At 48.3% G+C, this 16,462-nt stretch carries 19 protein-coding genes; 9 read left to right on the plus strand and 10 right to left on the minus strand.

Translation table 11 applies throughout. The features are described from left to right. Positions 1-2: 2 nt before the first annotated feature. Entirely contained in the window at positions 3-1,040 is a 1,038-nt protein-coding gene (locus tag XMA152_RS08355; protein WP_173480503.1) for a rod shape-determining protein, read from the minus strand. Positions 1,041-1,235: 195 nt separating this feature from the next. Here XMA152_RS08355 and gatC point away from each other — a divergent pair, with 195 nt between their 5' ends. The 5 genes from gatC to XMA152_RS08380 are packed head-to-tail and all read left to right on the plus strand — an operon-like array spanning position 1,236 to position 6,018. Then, complete coding sequence (gatC, locus tag XMA152_RS08360) at positions 1,236-1,523, plus strand: Asp-tRNA(Asn)/Glu-tRNA(Gln) amidotransferase subunit GatC (RefSeq protein WP_173480502.1); 288 nt, start codon at positions 1,236-1,238, stop codon at positions 1,521-1,523. 19 nt (positions 1,524-1,542) lie between these two features. Further along, positions 1,543-2,994 (plus strand): Asp-tRNA(Asn)/Glu-tRNA(Gln) amidotransferase subunit GatA, encoded by a 1,452-nt coding sequence (gene gatA, locus XMA152_RS08365; RefSeq protein ID WP_173480501.1) that lies wholly within the window; start codon positions 1,543-1,545, stop codon positions 2,992-2,994. Positions 2,995-3,004: 10 nt separating this feature from the next. Next, on the plus strand, positions 3,005-4,456 hold the full coding sequence (gene gatB / locus XMA152_RS08370) for an Asp-tRNA(Asn)/Glu-tRNA(Gln) amidotransferase subunit GatB (protein WP_173483327.1): 1,452 nt from the start codon (positions 3,005-3,007) through the stop codon (positions 4,454-4,456). 12 nt (positions 4,457-4,468) lie between these two features. Beyond that, the gene (locus tag XMA152_RS08375; protein ID WP_173480499.1) at positions 4,469-5,839 is read left to right on the plus strand and encodes an FAD-binding oxidoreductase; all 1,371 of its coding nucleotides are present in this window, start codon (positions 4,469-4,471) and stop codon (positions 5,837-5,839) included. Beyond that, the gene (locus tag XMA152_RS08380) at positions 5,839-6,018 is read left to right on the plus strand and encodes an oxidoreductase-like domain-containing protein (protein ID WP_173480498.1); all 180 of its coding nucleotides are present in this window, start codon (positions 5,839-5,841) and stop codon (positions 6,016-6,018) included. Before XMA152_RS08375 ends, XMA152_RS08380 begins: the two co-directional genes overlap by 1 nt. Here XMA152_RS08380 and XMA152_RS08385 read toward each other — a convergent pair. Next, positions 5,987-6,730 (minus strand): DUF3108 domain-containing protein, encoded by a 744-nt coding sequence (locus tag XMA152_RS08385; RefSeq protein ID WP_371744229.1) that lies wholly within the window; start codon positions 6,728-6,730, stop codon positions 5,987-5,989. The two genes, XMA152_RS08380 and XMA152_RS08385, sit on opposite strands and share 32 nt — an antisense overlap. A gap of 149 nt (positions 6,731-6,879) precedes the next feature. Beyond that, the gene (locus XMA152_RS12765) at positions 6,880-7,302 is read right to left on the minus strand and encodes a cold-shock protein (protein ID WP_371731415.1); all 423 of its coding nucleotides are present in this window, start codon (positions 7,300-7,302) and stop codon (positions 6,880-6,882) included. A 176-nt stretch (positions 7,303-7,478) separates the two neighbouring features. On the opposite strand from XMA152_RS12765, the gene XMA152_RS08395 reads away from it, so the two are divergent. After that, positions 7,479-7,688 (plus strand): SlyX family protein, encoded by a 210-nt coding sequence (locus tag XMA152_RS08395; RefSeq protein ID WP_173480496.1) that lies wholly within the window; start codon positions 7,479-7,481, stop codon positions 7,686-7,688. A gap of 24 nt (positions 7,689-7,712) precedes the next feature. Here XMA152_RS08395 and XMA152_RS08400 read toward each other — a convergent pair whose 3' ends face one another. The 5 genes from XMA152_RS08400 to mpl are packed head-to-tail and all read right to left on the minus strand — an operon-like array spanning position 7,713 to position 11,994. Continuing rightward, entirely contained in the window at positions 7,713-8,489 is a 777-nt protein-coding gene (locus XMA152_RS08400) for a class I SAM-dependent methyltransferase (protein WP_173480495.1), read from the minus strand. Beyond that, entirely contained in the window at positions 8,489-9,301 is an 813-nt protein-coding gene (locus XMA152_RS08405; RefSeq protein ID WP_173480494.1) for an undecaprenyl-diphosphate phosphatase, read from the minus strand. The genes XMA152_RS08400 and XMA152_RS08405 overlap by 1 nt, the downstream gene beginning before the upstream one ends. Then, a complete protein-coding gene (gene tsaB / locus XMA152_RS08410; protein WP_173480493.1) occupies positions 9,298-9,987 on the minus strand; it encodes a tRNA (adenosine(37)-N6)-threonylcarbamoyltransferase complex dimerization subunit type 1 TsaB in 690 nt (229 codons plus the stop codon). The genes XMA152_RS08405 and tsaB overlap by 4 nt, the downstream gene beginning before the upstream one ends. A gap of 10 nt (positions 9,988-9,997) precedes the next feature. Beyond that, positions 9,998-10,618 (minus strand): flavin prenyltransferase UbiX, encoded by a 621-nt coding sequence (locus tag XMA152_RS08415; protein WP_173480492.1) that lies wholly within the window; start codon positions 10,616-10,618, stop codon positions 9,998-10,000. An 8-nt stretch (positions 10,619-10,626) separates the two neighbouring features. Next, on the minus strand, positions 10,627-11,994 hold the full coding sequence (gene mpl, locus XMA152_RS08420) for a UDP-N-acetylmuramate:L-alanyl-gamma-D-glutamyl-meso-diaminopimelate ligase (RefSeq protein ID WP_173483328.1): 1,368 nt from the start codon (positions 11,992-11,994) through the stop codon (positions 10,627-10,629). Positions 11,995-12,123: 129 nt separating this feature from the next. On the opposite strand from mpl, the gene XMA152_RS08425 reads away from it, so the two are divergent. From XMA152_RS08425 to XMA152_RS08435, 3 genes are all read left to right on the plus strand, one after another. Beyond that, on the plus strand, positions 12,124-13,104 hold the full coding sequence (locus XMA152_RS08425; protein WP_173480490.1) for a class 1 fructose-bisphosphatase: 981 nt from the start codon (positions 12,124-12,126) through the stop codon (positions 13,102-13,104). Positions 13,105-13,184: 80 nt separating this feature from the next. Further along, positions 13,185-13,718, plus strand: a complete 534-nt coding sequence (gene ppa / locus XMA152_RS08430) for an inorganic diphosphatase (RefSeq protein ID WP_173480489.1) — start codon at positions 13,185-13,187, stop codon at positions 13,716-13,718. 102 nt (positions 13,719-13,820) lie between these two features. Then, positions 13,821-14,381 (plus strand): hypoxanthine-guanine phosphoribosyltransferase, encoded by a 561-nt coding sequence (locus XMA152_RS08435; protein WP_173480488.1) that lies wholly within the window; start codon positions 13,821-13,823, stop codon positions 14,379-14,381. A 4-nt stretch (positions 14,382-14,385) separates the two neighbouring features. Here the strand turns inward: XMA152_RS08435 and XMA152_RS08440 are convergent, their stop codons facing one another. Then, positions 14,386-15,153: a ParA family protein gene (locus XMA152_RS08440; protein ID WP_173480487.1), complete on the minus strand. Its 768-nt coding sequence runs from the start codon at positions 15,151-15,153 to the stop codon at positions 14,386-14,388. Between the two features lie 3 nt (positions 15,154-15,156). Next, positions 15,157-16,200 (minus strand): DUF2333 family protein, encoded by a 1,044-nt coding sequence (locus XMA152_RS08445; protein ID WP_173483329.1) that lies wholly within the window; start codon positions 16,198-16,200, stop codon positions 15,157-15,159. Positions 16,201-16,462: the final 262 nt, after the last annotated feature.

Consider the following 16,462-nt stretch of genomic DNA (forward strand, 5'->3'; position numbering starts at 1 on the left):
GATCAGTCACGTGACAGTAACTCAAAACCCTGTTTATCCAGTATCTCAAGTGCTTTACCGCCACCACGAGCCACACAGGTCAATGGATCTTCTGCCACAATCACTGGAAGGCCGGTCTCTTCCGTCAGAAGGCGATCAAGATTTCTTAGCAGTGCACCACCGCCTGTCAAAACAATACCGTGCTCAGCAACGTCCGCTGCCAATTCAGGTGGACACTGTTCTAGTGCACCTTTAACGGCTTGAACAATCGACTGGAGAGGCTCTTGAAGGGCTTCAAGAATCTCGTTCGAGTTAAGCGTGAACATACGTGGGATACCTTCAGCAAGGTTACGACCACGCACATCAATCTCTAGCACTTCAGGTGCTGGGTAGGCTGTACCTATCTCTTGTTTGATTCGCTCGGCTGTCGCTTCACCAATCAAGCTTCCATAATTCCGACGAACGTAAGTAACAATCGCCTCGTCAAATCGGTCACCGCCGACACGAACAGATTCAGAGTAGACGATACCGCTCAACGAGATCACCGCAATCTCAGTGGTACCGCCACCGATATCGACAACCATCGAACCAGTTGCCTCATCAACTGGGAGACCAGCACCGATCGCAGCCGCCATTGGCTCTTCGATTAGGTAGACCTCTCGAGCACCTGCACCTACTGCAGACTCTTTGATTGCTCGACGCTCAACCTGAGTTGACTTACAAGGTACACAAATCAGAACGCGAGGCGATGGACGAAGGAAACTGTTGTTGTGAACTTTACTGATGAAGTACTGAAGCATCTTTTCAGTCACGTGGAAATCAGCAATGACACCATCTTTCAATGGACGAATAGCGGTAATATTGCCTGGCGTTCTACCCAACATTCTTTTTGCATCGGTACCGACAGCCGCTACGGTCTTCTGGTTGCCTTGCTGGCGGATAGCCACTACAGATGGCTCATCTAGCACGATCTCACTATCTCGAAGATAAATCAGCGTATTGGCAGTTCCCAGGTCGATGGAAAGGTCGCTAGAAAAGAGACCACGAATCTTTTTAAACATTGGATTTAAAACCTTATAAGCGATGACTTTAGAAGCCAATTCATTAATCAAAGAATGTTAGCAACGACGGGGATTTTGGGCAAGGCGCAAATGTGATAGATTACGCGCCATCACAATGTTTTTACGAAACTATTTTCCACTTCTTACAGCCGCAAAATAGTTTCAATCACACCATTTAAAGAAAGAAGGTTAAGCATGTCCATCGATCGCTCCGATGTTGAACGTATTGCCCATCTTGCCCGTTTAGAGTTGAACGAGCAGGATATTCCGGCCTACACCGAAAACCTAAGCAGCATTTTAAATCTTATTGATGAGATGCAGCAGATTAATACAGACGGTGTGGAGCCATTGGCACACCCACTGGATGCAGTCCAACGCTTGCGTGCTGATGAAGTTACCGAGCTGAATCAACGAGATAAACTTCAAGCGGTTGCACCAGCTGTTGAAGAGGGGCTTTTCCTTGTCCCTAAAGTCATTGAGTAACAGGATTCGGATTAGAGATATGTTTGAAAAAACACTGAGCGAACTGGCTCAAGACCTTCGCAATGGCACTGTGAGCAGTGTTGAGCTTACCCAAGCGTTTATCGATCGCATCAACCGTTGTGACAGCGAGTACAACTCGTTCATCACCACCACCCCTGAACTGGCTCTGCAGCAAGCAAAAGCAGCTGATGAGAGTATTGCAGCGGGCACAGCGGGCACCTTCACAGGACTTCCGATCGCGCACAAAGATCTGTTTTGCACCGAGGGGGTCAAAACCAGTTGTGGCTCCAAAATGTTGGATAACTTTGAGTCCCCCTATGACGCTACCGTAGTAGCAAAGTTTAAGTCAGCGGGCGCCGTTATGTTGGGTAAAACCAATATGGATGAGTTTGCGATGGGATCAACCAACGAGAGCTCTTTCTATGGTGCTTGTAAAAATCCTTGGGATACAAGCCGTGTACCAGGAGGCTCTTCAGGTGGTTCTGCTGCTGCAATCGCAGCACGACTAACACCTGCAGCAACAGGTTCAGATACAGGTGGTTCGATTCGCCAACCGGCAGCGTTCTGTGGCATTACCGGCATCAAGCCAACTTATGGACGCGTCTCTCGTTACGGCATGGTTGCCTACGCCTCTTCGCTTGATCAGGGCGGTCCAATGGCTCGCAGTGCTGAGGATTGTGCTCTTATGCTGAACGTCATGGCGGGACAGGACTCAATGGACTCAACCTCATCGGCACAACCGACTGAGGATTACACTGCGTCGCTCAACAACTCGCTTCAAGGCCTAAAAATCGGAGTTCCGAAAGAGTTTATGAGTGCCGATTTAGACAGTGCAATGGCGGCTCAGATTGAGACAGCGATCAAACAGCTTGAATCGCTGGGCGCCACAATCAAAGAGGTTAGCCTTCCGAATACACGCATGTCGATTCCGGCTTACTACATCATTGCTCCGGCGGAGGCATCGTCAAACTTGTCACGTTTTGATGGCGTACGTTATGGCTACCGTTGCGAGAACCCACAAGATTTGGAAGACCTCTATAAACGGACTCGTGGCGAAGGCTTTGGCTCTGAAGTTAAACGCCGCATCATGGTTGGAACCTACGCCCTCTGTGCCGGCTACTACGACGCCTACTACAACAAAGCTCAACAGATTCGCCGTTTAATCCAACAAGATTTCATGCGCATCTTTGAAGAGGTCGATGTCATTGTTGGGCCGACAACACCAAGCCCTGCGTTTACCATTGGTGAAAAAGTGAATGACCCTGTCGCAATGTACATGGAGGACATCTTCACACTGTCGTTAAACCTGGCTGGTCTTCCCGGTATGTCCGTACCTTGTGGACAGGTAAACGGCTTGCCTGTTGGCCTTCAGTTGATAGGGAACTACTTTGACGAAGCTCGCCTATTGAACGTAGCTCACCAATACCAACAAAATACAGAGTGGCACACCCTGTCACCGGTTACGGCATAAGGAGATCGATATGGAATGGGAAACAGTTATCGGTCTAGAGATCCACGTTCAGCTCGCGACCAATACGAAAATATTTTCAGGTGCTAGCACTGCCTTCGGTGCCGAACCCAATACACAAGCGTGCGCCGTTGATCTGGCATTGCCGGGCACACTGCCGGTATTCAACGATGGCGCACAGAAAATGGCCATCATGTTTGGCTTAGCGATTAATGCCGAAATCGGTAAACGTGCCGTTTTTGAGCGCAAAAATTACTTCTATCCAGATCTTCCCAAGGGTTACCAGACAACCCAACTAGAAGCACCTATTGTTGGCGAAGGTTACGTCGATATTGAAACGGAAGATGGCGAACGTCGTGTTCGTATTCATCACGCTCACCTAGAGGAAGATGCCGGAAAATCCTTACACGAAGATTTTCACGGCCAATCCGGTATCGACCTTAACCGAGCCGGTACACCTCTAGTCGAAATTGTCTCTGAACCCGATATGCGCACCTCTAAAGAGGCCGCTGCTTACGCTCGAAAGATCCATGCGATAGTAACTAATCTGGGCATCTGTGACGGTAACATGGCCGAGGGCTCAATGCGTTGTGACTGTAACGTCTCCATTCGCCCTAAAGGCAGTGACACCCTAGGTACTCGCACCGAGCTGAAGAACATCAACTCGTTCCGCTTCATTGAGCGTGCAATCGACACCGAGGTAGAGCGTCAAATCGACCTAATAGAAGATGGCGGCACAGTAGTACAAGAGACTCGTCTTTACGATCCAGACAAAAACGAGACTCGAAGCATGCGCTCGAAAGAGGATGCTAACGACTACCGTTACTTCCCTTGCCCAGATCTACTTCCTGTCGTGGTCGATGATGCCTATGTAGAAGCCATTCGTCTAACGCTTCCAGAACTGCCGGACGCACGAAAAGAGCGTTTCATCAGTGAACTGGCTCTATCTGAATACGACGCTGGTGTTCTGTCAGCTTATCGCAACCAAGCGGACTACTTTGAGTCAGTGGTTGAGTGTTGTGGTGATGCCAAACTGGCTGCCAACTGGGTGATGGGAGAGTTGGCCAAAAACTTAAACGCAGCCGATCTGAGCATTGATAACAGCCCCGTTAGCGCAGAGCAGTTAGGCGGTCTTCTAGTTCGCATCAAGGACAACACCATCTCTGGCAACATTGCTAAGAAAGTCTTTGAAATCCAATGGAACGAAGGCGGTACAGCTGACGAAGTGATTGAAGCCAAAGGGTTGAAGCAAGTCACCGACACCGGTGCAATAGAGACCATGATCGACGAGGTCATTGCCAATGCAACAGCACAGGTTGAACAGTATAAAGCTGCTGAACCAGAGAAACGGGGCAAAATGCTTGGTTTCTTTATGGGCCAGGTCATGAAAGCATCCGGCGGCAAAGCCAACCCAGGTGCGGTCACCGGCATACTTAAATCTAAACTGGATGCTCTTTGCGACTAACAGGTAAACACTATGTCTGAACTACTGAATGCAATCCACGCCATTGTAGGTGATAAAGGTCTCATCACCGACGAGCGTGTTGCTCAACGACCTAATGAGAGTTGGAGTAAAGGCAGCTGTCCGGCGAAAGCGGTGATTCGACCCGCGTCGACGGAAGAGGTCTCAAAAGTGCTCGCCCTGTGTCACGAGGCAAATCAGACCATCATTCCACAAGCCGGCATGACCGGCTTAGCGGACGCGACCAAAGCGACTGAAGGGGATTTTGTTCTAAGCCTTGAGCGCATGCGTTCCATTGAGCAGTTAGATACCCAAGGTGCCACTGTGCTCGTTCAAGCCGGTGTGGTTGTTGAGGATCTTCAAAATGCAGCAGCCGAGCACGACCTCCTTTTTGCAGTAGATTGGGGTGCTCGGGGTTCAGCACAGGTTGCAGGAATGCTTGCAGCCAACGCCGGTGGCAATAAGGTTATTCGCTACGGTATGGCACGTGATCAAGTTCTCGGTCTAGAGGTGGTGCTAGCCGATGGCACCGTCCTAACCAATCTTAAAGAGACACTGAAAGATAATACCGGATACGACCTAAAACAGCTGTTTGTCGGCTCAGAAGGAACTCTAGGTATTATCACACGCGCCGTTTTGAGACTTTGGCCTTCAGCGCCAGCACGTCAAACCGCACTGGTCGGCGTCGAGAGTTTTGATAACGCACTCTTACTGCTTAACACGCTGAAACAGAAACTCGAAGGTAAGCTCTCGGCATTTGAAGCGATGTGGAACAGTTTCTATAGCTTTATGGTTAACGAAACCGGTAATCATCAAAAGTTTATTGATGACTCCCTACCCTACTACATCCTAGTAGAGTCAGAGTGTGTCGATGACACTCGCGGAAAAGAGCAGTTCATTGAGGTGCTTGGCGAACTTCTAGAACAAGAGGTCATTGTCGATGCTGTGATTGCCGAAAGTCAGCAGCAGTCAGCGGCACTCTGGGCAGTTCGAGATGACATTGAGGCGATGGTTCAAGCCTTCAGTCCTCTGATTCCTTACGATATCAGCCTACCGTTGCGTCATATGGAAGCCTACACAAACGAAGTCAAAGAGGCACTGTCAGAACAGTTCCCTGAATCGACCTGCCTGACCTTTGGGCACCTTGGCGATGGCAACATTCACTTCTGTGTAGGTCCGGTCAGCGATAAAAAAGCGATCGACACGGTAGTCTATAAGATCCTAGAGAAATACAAAGGCTCTGTTTCGGCAGAACACGGCATTGGACTGAGTAAAAAGCCCTATATCCAGCTAAGCCGAAGTGAAGCTGAACTCGCCGTCATGCGCAGTATTAAAGCCGCTCTGGATCCTAAAGGGATTCTAAACCCTGGGAAGATTATTGGCTGATGAGCTCGATAGACTCTCTTCAGGAACCGATTCCACCAGGGGATTACGACTGCTGCGAAAGTGGTTGTGAACCCTGCGTTTGGGATATCTACTATGCAGATAGAGCCGCATGGCAAAAGCAGCAGGCAGCACAAAAATCAGCAGAGACTAAGGAAGATCAATCAACTGAAGGCGATTGATCTTCTCTCCTTCTCGTTGCTCAAATGAGTACAGAAGGTTATTTAATTCAGGAATTAAGCCGACCTTTTCAATTTTATCACCATCGACCCTTTGCCAAGTTTCCAGAACCAAATCCTTATCACGGCTCTTAATTAAAGAGTCCTCACCTTTAACAAAAACAACCTCCGAAACCCCTTTCGACTTCACAAGAGGTATCTTCAGCGTTTCAATAGATTCACCGCAACTAGTCGCTGCTTGAAGCTGAAGGATGAAGGTCAAAGGATCCTGAAAACCCTGCGGAAGCTCCAACTGAGACGTCTTACCTTTTCTATTCACTTCAGCCGTTGCGCCATTGAACTGAATGGTCGTTTTACGCGCCCCAAGCCCTTGCTGTTCAAAGAGGTAATTAATCGGAACGATGCCTTGCTCATCAACAATAAAATGGCTCTCCTCCTCTAGCGAAGCCAGTAGAACAGAGACAGACTGAAGCAATGTGAACTGACCTGAATCTGATTGAGAGATCGCTCGAGCCCCTTTCGCCCGAATACCATCAATTTCAACACGATACTCAAGAGTCTCGCCGACTCTGGATGCAAAATAATTCTGCATACATTGAGTGTCTGCCGACGCCAAAGAGCTGAGGAACAAAAAAAGTAGAGGATAGATTTTCATAAAATTTATTCTAACCCACTTAACTGAGTAGAAAATGAATACGCATACCATTCTGGGCATTCACAGCTCCTTTCCATCCGTGGAATCGCTGCATACCGTCCGTCCTGGACATTCACAGCTCATTTCCATCCATGGAATCGCTGTATACCGTCCGTCCTGGACATAAAAAAGGGTAGCTTGAGCTACCCTTGTGTTAGACGTCTTATTCATCACTCACGGATGATTGAAACATCCTCAGCTTGAAGACCTTTATCGCTGTCGTGCACATTAAAACGAACACGTTGGCCTTCGTTTAATGAACGGTGTCCACGGCCACGAATGTTACGGAAATGAACGAAAACATCATCTCCATTGGCACGAGTAATAAAACCGAAACCTTTAGAAACATTGAACCACTTAACAGTACCGACTTCACGACCATCATCGATGTCATCCTCTTCATCCGCACCGTTTACACGACGTGAAGATTGAGATGCTGATGCGGAGCCAGAGCTAGCCACAAGAGTACTGATGAAAACAGCCACAAACGAAACGGCAAGCACTGGTAAGTAGTGCGATTCCGCTTTAAAGAAGTGACCAGCAGCTGCGATAACACAGGCTGCAATTACGCTGATAATGATATTTTTAATCACTGATTAACCACCCATTGGAAATATTTCTTTGTATTTTTTGGAACAAACAAATTACTCTGTACGACATTAAAAAACCCGCACAGAAAGTGAGATATAACGTATTAGTTATATTTTTTCAACAACTTAGGGGTTTACGGCGGATAAATTAACCCAAAGAGTAAGAAGAACACGAAATTATGAGTGAATCGAACAGTCGTTTAGATGATCTGGAGAGTCGAATAGCGTTTCAAGAGGAAGCGATCGATCAACTGAGTGAAATCACCATTCGCCAAGCGAAAGAGCTGGATGAACTGCGACGCATGATTATGATTCTGAACGACCGTGTTAAGAACGCTGATAATAGTGGCTTTTCACCAGCGGCGGATGTGCCACCACCACACTATTAATCGACTCATTTAGCGGTTAACAAACTAACTGCCTAACTTGCGTCTCGCATAGATATCAAAACGCCCAGACTTACCCTCTAATGCATAGCTAGGCTTCGGTCCTTCAATAATAGGCGCCTTTCTTGGTCGCTTCACAACAACCCTTGCTGGGTCATGTTGCAAAGCGGCGTCTAGCAACTCTGCACTGTCCTGATCGGCACCCACAAGCGAGCGAAAGGCTAGCATCTCTTTTTTCACCTGAGCCGACTTATCCGTGTGAGGGAACATCGGATCGAGATAGATCACGTCGTACTGATTAGAGGTCGTTTGAAGGAACTCAACCGCTTGGAGGTGACTTAATGAGAGTCTGGCCAGAATCTCCTGCAACTCTGGATCGGATGAGAACTGAGCTCTGTGCAACCCATCTCTCAACAACGCATGAACTACTGGCACCCGCTCCACCATATCCACACGACAACCTAAGGTCGCCAGCACAAAACTATCACGACCCAGCCCAGCGGTCAGATCGGCTATGTAAGGGGTAAATGCAGAGGATACGCCACAAGCCTTAGCAATCTGTTGCCCTTTACCGCCACCAAAACGACGACGATGAGCCACCGCACCCGATTCAAAGTCTACTCGAATAGGACCGGGCGCTTTAGGGCCAAGCTGGACCAGCGACAGACCATCAAATCCCACCTGAAGTAGATAGTCGAACTCAGAACCTGATTGACCACTTTTTACCAAGGGAAGATTTAAGCCATTGCTAAGCTTTTCGGCTTCCGGAAGCAGTTCATGAGACTCAACGGAAAGACCAATCATCAGCGAGTCAAAGCCCAAACTGCGATCAAAGTAACACCTAGAATCAAACGATAGATTACAAAAGGACGCATGCCGATTTGATCAAGCAGCTTCAGAAACAGATGAATACACGCCCAAGCGCTGAGGGCCGCTACGAGTGCACCAACACCAATCATCTGCCAATGCGCGTCTGCGCCGATATCGATAAGCTCTTTACCCTTCAATAACCCTGCCCCCAGAATAACTGGGATTGAGAGCAAGAATGAGAAACGGGCGGCACTTTGACGATCAAATCCCAACATAAGCGCTGCTGTAATGGTGATACCCGATCGAGAGGTTCCAGGAATGAGAGCGATGGCCTGAGCTACACCAATCACAATAGCATCCTTAAAGCCGAGCTCTTTCATAATACGCGTCGCCTTATTGGTAGCGTCTGCCCAACCGAGTGCAAGGCCAAATAGAATGGTGGTGCCAGCAATAACCAAAATGGATCGACCATAGGTATCAATCCAGTCGCCCAACAGCAGGCCTGCTATGACAGCTGGGATCGTCGCAAATGCTACAAACCAACCAAGTTTCCCATCATCCGAGGTTCTACCAGCCAGAGTTAATGTTGACGCTGCCACAATCGACACCACTTCGCGCCGAAAATAGATGATGACAGCCGTCAGCGTGCCAACATGAACACCAACATCAAATGCTAATCCCTGATCACTCCAACCAAACAGCTGGGAGGGTAGAATCAAATGTGCAGAACTTGAGATCGGTAGGAATTCAGTTAACCCCTGTATCAGGGCCAATATCAGAGTATGTATCCAATCACTGAGCGTCACTGCTCACTCCTTTTTTTCCAAGTGCCCTCTCGAACATAAACGGGTAAAGCCTCTTCAGGCGGCACTTGATCACCCCTTTCTAGAGCTGACACTGCCATATTGAGCATACTCTCAGCCTGAGGGTACTGATCAGACAACACCCTACCCAAACCGTTTTGAACTAATGAATTCAACTGATCCAAGTAGTTAAGGCCTGGGCCAATTGCTACGCATTGAGAAACCTTTTCAGGCAGAACAACGGCTGAGGGTGCCGTCACCTGCTCCTCAGTCAAAGCAAAGATTGTGCCATTTTCCACCTTATAGACTGCCCAATAGACCTCATCCATTCGGGCATCCAAAGTCGATAGAATAAAGCCAGCCTCTGGGCATAATGCAAGCGCCTGATAAGCCAAGGTCTCAAGGGTCGATAGAGGGATCACAGGAGTATCAAAGGCGACTGCTAGCCCCTGTGTTGCTCCTGTTGCTATACGAATGCCGGCAAATGACCCTGGCCCGCGCCCAAAAGCGATCGCATCAAGCTCTTTTACCGATAGCTTGGCCTCTTCAAGAACACTTTCAACCATCGGCAACAGCAGTTGGGTATGCCCTCTGGGTACCACTTCAAACCGACAAATGCGCTGTTCGCCGTTTAGTAAGGCGACTGAACAGGCATCAGTTGAAGTATCTAGTGCTAGAACCTTCGTCATAATATTACTCTTAAATTAAATCTGAGCCCCAGGATGGCATGATCGATTGATCATAACCGAGCTGACTCAACACCCTTGCGACCACAAAATCGATCATATCTTCGACCGTGGTGGGTTTATGATAGAAACCTGGTGACGCCGGCAGTATGACCGCCCCCATGCGGGTCAACTTCAACATATTCTCAAGATGTATCTCAGAATAGGGAGCCTCTCGCGGCACCAAAATAAGTGATCGACGCTCTTTTAGGGCAACATCCGCAGCACGCTCAATCAGATTATTACTGGCCCCAGTCGCAATGGCTGACAGTGTTCCTGTTGAACAGGGACAGACCACCATCTGACTGGGAGCGCCTGAGCCTGAAGCGACAGGAGCAAACCACTGCTCTTTACCAAAGACTTTAATCTGCTCCGCTTTAGCACCCGTGAAATCAGTAAAAAACTGCTGCTGAGCATCAGGAGTCCCTGGCAAGCTGTGCTCTGTTTCAGCCGCGACAACAACTTGAGCCGCTTTGGAGACCATCACAAAGAGTTGAACGTTCTGCTGAACCAAGCAGTGCATCAAACGCAGTGCGTACTGAACCCCCGAAGCTCCGGTAATGGCTAGGGTTACTCTTGAGTCAAAATCTGCCACGGTTCACCTCAATGTGTCGTCGAAATAAGGAGTTGTTTAATTCGCTCGTGAATGCCTTCGAATCCACCGTTCGACATCACTACGATATGACTGTTGTGTTGTAGCTCTGATTCGAGAGACTCAAGCAGAAGATCAATGCTATTAAATACAGCCTGCCCGTCAAAGCCAGCAATCTGATTCTCTAAAGACCACCCCTGAGAATCCGGTTGATACCAAAAAACAGTATCAGCTTGCGCGGCGGATTCAGCTAACTGGCTCTTAAATACGCCTTGTTTCATGGTATTAGACCTTGGCTCGATGATGGCAATCAACTTCTCATCGTGCACTTTCGCTCTCATACCTTGCAAGGTCGTCGCAATAGCCGTCGGATGGTGAGCAAAATCATCATACAGAGAGACCCCTGAGAACTGACCTAACAGCTCCATGCGGCGCTTCACGCTTTTGAATTGGCTTAATGCCTCCGCACTCACTTCGGGGGTAATGCCAACGTGTCTTGCTGCCAACAAAGCATGCAGTGCATTGCGTTGATTGTGCTCACCGGTCAATTCCCAATCAACCCAGACAGGGGCCGTCTCTTTGACGCAAATTTGAAAACGCTGACCACCAGACTCTTGCTCACCGATTGCAGCACCAGAGTGACCAGGATTCATTGAAGTTGACTCTAACTCACTCCAACACCCCTGCTCTATCACCTGCTCGACTGCCGGAATATCCGAGGGGTAGATCACTCGCCCAGTAGCAGGCACCAAACGCATGAGGTGATGAAACTGCCTCTGAATCGCTGCAAGATCATCAAAGATATCTGCATGATCAAACTCTAAGTTATTAATCACCAGTGTTCTTGGGTTGTAGTGGACAAATTTAGATCGCTTATCAAAAAAAGCGGTATCGTACTCATCTGCCTCGATAACAAAAAAGTCGGTCTCTCCCAAACGAGCTGAGCAGTCAAAATCGAGCGGAACGCCACCAATCACAAAACCAGGCTTCAACCCAGCGTACTCCAGAATCCATGCCAACATGGTCGCTGTGGTGGTTTTACCGTGAGTACCTGAAACAGCCAATACCCAACGATCCTTGAGCAAGTGATCATGTAACCACTGTGGTCCCGATGTGTGGTGAATCCCTCTCTCAAGCACCGCCTCAACACAAGGATTGCCGCGCGACATCGCGTTACCGACTATCACTAGATCGGGATTGGAGTCCAATTGAGTGGGATCGTAGCCTTGAATAATCTCAATGCCTAAGGTTTCAAGTTGCGTACTCATTGGCGGATAGACGTTCTGATCCGAACCGCTGACACGATAACCTAGCTCTTTGGCCAAAATCGCTAAAGAGCCCATAAAGGTGCCACAAATACCAAGAAAATGAAGATGCAAACCGGCGGTATCCCACAAAAAATTATAAAGATGGGCTTTAATTAACCGAAAAACCCATTTCGCACATGCAATAGCGTACCAACTTGCCTATAATTTTCATCATATTTCACACGACTAAGAGATTCTCTAATGCAGTTACTGAGCTCCTTCCTAAAGCACAACAAAACCGATGCAGACCTTGTAGAGGTGATCGAAGTCTTAATGATCGCCTGTAAAGAGGTTGCATTGCAGCTTCGCGAAGGCGCTCTGGCCGGCGTTTTGGGCACCAGCACTCTGACTAACGTACAGGGCGAGACCCAAAAGAAACTCGATATCGTTTCTAACGACATCATTAAAAAAGTCCTTCTGGATAATCGACTTGTTCGTGGCGTTGCCTCAGAAGAGGAAGAGGAGCCAGTTTGGGGATCTCGTGATGGTCGCTACCTTGTGACTTTTGACCCGCTGGATGGCTCATCAAACATCGACATCAACGTCTCGGTTGGCACGATCTTCTCAATCATCGAAGCCCCAAAACCTTGGGCTAAACAGGACACCAATGAGTTCCTCCAGCCAGGACGTAAGCAAGTGGCGGCAGGATACGTGCTTTATGGGCCTTCTGCAGTATTAGCCCTAACCACTGGTAGCGGCGTTAACATGTTCACGCTGGCTCATACCGGTGACTTTATCCTGACAGAGGAGTCGGTCAAAATTCCTGAAGAGACCAGCGAATTTTCGATCAACATGTCGAATAAGCGTCACTGGGAACCTCAGATGCAAGAGTACATCGACGATCTACTGCTTGGCGAAGAGGGTCCTCGCGAGAAGAACTACAACATGCGCTGGGTGGCCTCTATGGTGGCCGAAGTGCATCGCCTACTGACCCGTGGGGGCATCTTCACCTACCCATGGGACTCACGCGATCCGGGCAAACCGGGCAAACTACGCCTGATGTACGAAGGCAACCCAATGAGTTTCCTTATCGAGCAGGCTGGTGGCGTCGCTTCGACCTGTTACGAAGAGATTATGGATCTTAGCCCAGAGCACATTCACCAACGTGTATCCGTCGCGCTAGGTTCAAAACAGGAGGTAGAGATGTTGAAAGCCTACCACCGTAAGAAAAGTGAAAAATAGCGCTTAGTAGCATTTAGTTATATTACCAAGGTGCCTATAATGCGCCGCAGAAATTAATGAAACGTTCATAGGGAAACAACATGAGCTTTGAAAAAGTACCAGCGGGTAAAGACCTGCCAAACGACATCTACGTTATCATCGAGATCCCAGCTGAGAGCTCGCCTGTAAAATACGAGATCGATAAAGACTCTGACTCTATCTTTGTTGACCGCTTCATGGCTGCGCCAATGTTCTACCCAGCGAACTACGGCTACGTAAACAACACACTAGCTGACGATGGTGACCCTCTAGATGTACTTGTACTGACTCCACATCCAGTCATGACAGGTTCTGTTATTCGCTGTCGTCCAGTCGGCATTCTAAACATGACCGACGAAGCGGGTGAAGATGCGAAACTGGTTGCTGTTCCTCACGAGAAACTAAGCCAGGCTTACAACGACATCCATGACGTTGATGACCTGTCGCCACTTTTGAAAGATCAAATCTCTCACTTCTTCGAGAACTACAAGAAGCTTGAAAAAGGCAAGTGGGTTAAAGTTGAAGGTTGGTCTGACGCTGCTGCAGCTCGCGACGCGATCATCAAATCAGCTGAAGCTTACGAAGCAGCTAAGTAATTAGATAATTAAAAAGCCCGATCCGCTCTGCGGGTCGGGCTTTTTTGTATGTAACAGGTTAAACTTGTCGATTCAGTCAAGTTTAACCGCTCTGGAGCTAACATGAGCCGCCCCGATATTAACGAAATCAAGCAAGTTTACATTGAATCAGACTTGCTCTTTTCAAACTCTGAAGTCAACCAAGCGATCGACAAGATTGCTGATGAGATCACCGGCGAATATGCTGATCGCGATCCTGTCATCTTCACGATAATGAACGGCGGTCTTGTTATCTGCGGTCAGCTACTGACTCGCTTAGAGTTCCCTCTCGAAGCGGGCTACCTACATGCGACTCGCTACCGCAACACGACCTCTGGCCACGAACTAGAGTGGAAGGTTCCACCGATGATCGATTATCAGGGACGCGATGTGTTAGTGGTCGACGACATCCTAGATGAGGGACACACACTTCACGAAGTGATGAATCACCTCAAAGAGGGTGGAGCTAAAAGCGTGGCATCGGTCGTACTGATCGACAAAATACACGATCGCAAAGCCGTGCCTGGGATGAAAGCAGACTTCACCGGTCTAACCATACCGGATCGCTACATTTTTGGCTTTGGACTTGATTACAAAGGCTACTGGCGCAACGCACCCGGTATCTTTGCAGTCAAAGGTCTTTAGTAACCTACTGATTGATCTCATCAAACAGTAGGTTAAATGCCTCAGTCAATTTATGTTTGGCTGCCATGTGAACCAGTGGTTTAGCCAGCATATGACTCTCTTTCATTTTCACTGACGCAGGTAGCTTGGCGTTTAGCACCGGCAGATCTTGCTCCACGAGCGATTCAATGATCTGCCTAGGCAGCGACGCTCGTGGCTGAAACTGATTCACCACAATCCCTTCCAACACCAACTGCTCATTATGATCTTCACGCGTTTCGTTGATGTTATGCAGTAGGCTGTAAAGAGCTTGGCGTGCAAACTCATCACAATCAAAGGGGATCAAACAACGCTCAGCGGCGCAAAGTGCGGAGAGCGAAAAGAAGTTAAACGCTGGCGGCGTATCAATGTAGATCGCATCGTAATGGTCATCCAGAGCGTCACACAGATCTCTAAGCTTATAGATCTTATGTTTCGACTCTAACTTCGACTGCAAATCACCTAAATTCGGGTTACAGGGAATAATATCGAGATGATCGAATGGGGTCGCAAAACAGTAATCTTGTTCGGCCACTTTGTTCAGCTGAAAGCTCAATACCGACTCAAAGAAACTCTGTACATCGAGCTCTGGCGCATCGGAGTCATCACCCAACAGGTAGTGTGTTGAGTTACATTGCGGATCCAAATCGATCACTAGCGTTTTAAGTCCGCGAGCTGCACTGATAGCCGCCAAATTGACCGCGATACTCGACTTACCAACGCCACCTTTCTGGTTGAAAATAACTCGACGCATAAATTACCCCTGGGAGAGAAGATCTCTCAAATCAATAATGGCTGCATTAGCACGGGAAATGTATGAAGCCATCACCAAAGAGTGGTTGGCTAAAAATCCAAATTCGGTGCCGTTAAGAATAATGGGACTCCAGATGGTGCCCTGTGTGGCCTCTAGTTCACGAACAATCTGCTTCAACGAGGTGACCGCACTCTTCTTCTCAAGACTCTGTGCAAAATCCAACTCGATAGCACGTAAAATATGAATCAGAGCCCAGGCAGTTCCACGCGCTTCATAGAAGACGTCATCAATCTCACTCCAAGGCGTTTGTATCTCTAACTCTGAGGGCTGAGCCGTTGCTTGGGCGCCCCCCTGACTGCCGGCGAGATCGGTATTAATACGGCGCTGCCCAACGCTGGCACTTAAGCGCTGTGAAATACTACCCAGGCGAGTTGAAACGTCGCCCAACCAATCTTGAAGGTTATCGGCACGAGCATAGAACTGCGCCTGTGATTCATCCTGACTAGAGAGTTTGCCTTGATAGGCTCTTAATGAAACCAACGCATCTCGATACTCACTTTCACTTGAGGGTATCAACCAAGAGTTATTATCAAAGTGTAATTTGGGTTCCGCAGAGGCTAGATCCTTCTGTTCAGTCGACTGCGACTGAGAACGACTGAAGGTTTTGCGCATTGCTCGACTCAGGTCACGAATCTGCACAAGCACACCAAATTCCCAATTAGGCAGGTTATCCATAAGAACACCCGGCGGAAAACGATCATTGGAGAGGTAGCCACCTGGCTTGTTAAGAAGCGACTCTGTCAGTTCGATCAGTGTAGCGGTTGTGTAACTGCCGACCACCACCGTTTCATTTCGCTCGGCAGCGCTAGCTTCAGTCAACTGCTTCACATCAAATTCAGCTGGAGTCCAGCTCCAGAGAAAGCCCAATACAACCACCACCAATGAGTAGGCTGCCAGAGGCGCCAGCAACAGATAAAAGCGCTTCACTCCGAGCCGTTCCCGAAGACGATCAAGGAGATCCAACAGAGTTCTAAATAGACCTTTCATACACTACCTTTTGCGTAAATAAGCATCACAAAAATACAAATGCTGCACTGCACTATGACCTGTACAGCCCCTTGGGTCAATCCATCGATAAGTTGCTTAAAACAACCTCGTTTTAATATCAAAAGCTATTTTGCACAAATAATAGACAATTAACGTGTAGATAGCGTTAAATTTGCCGAAATTCAAACCATTTTCGCAACTTTCAGCTGGACAACCCCCTTTAGTCTCATGCAAACTTAACCTTATAGGGTTCTGTTAATAG

The organism is Marinobacterium sp. xm-a-152 (assembly GCF_013282965.1).
In the GTDB taxonomy this organism is placed as follows: domain Bacteria; phylum Pseudomonadota; class Gammaproteobacteria; order Pseudomonadales; family Balneatricaceae; genus Marinobacterium_E.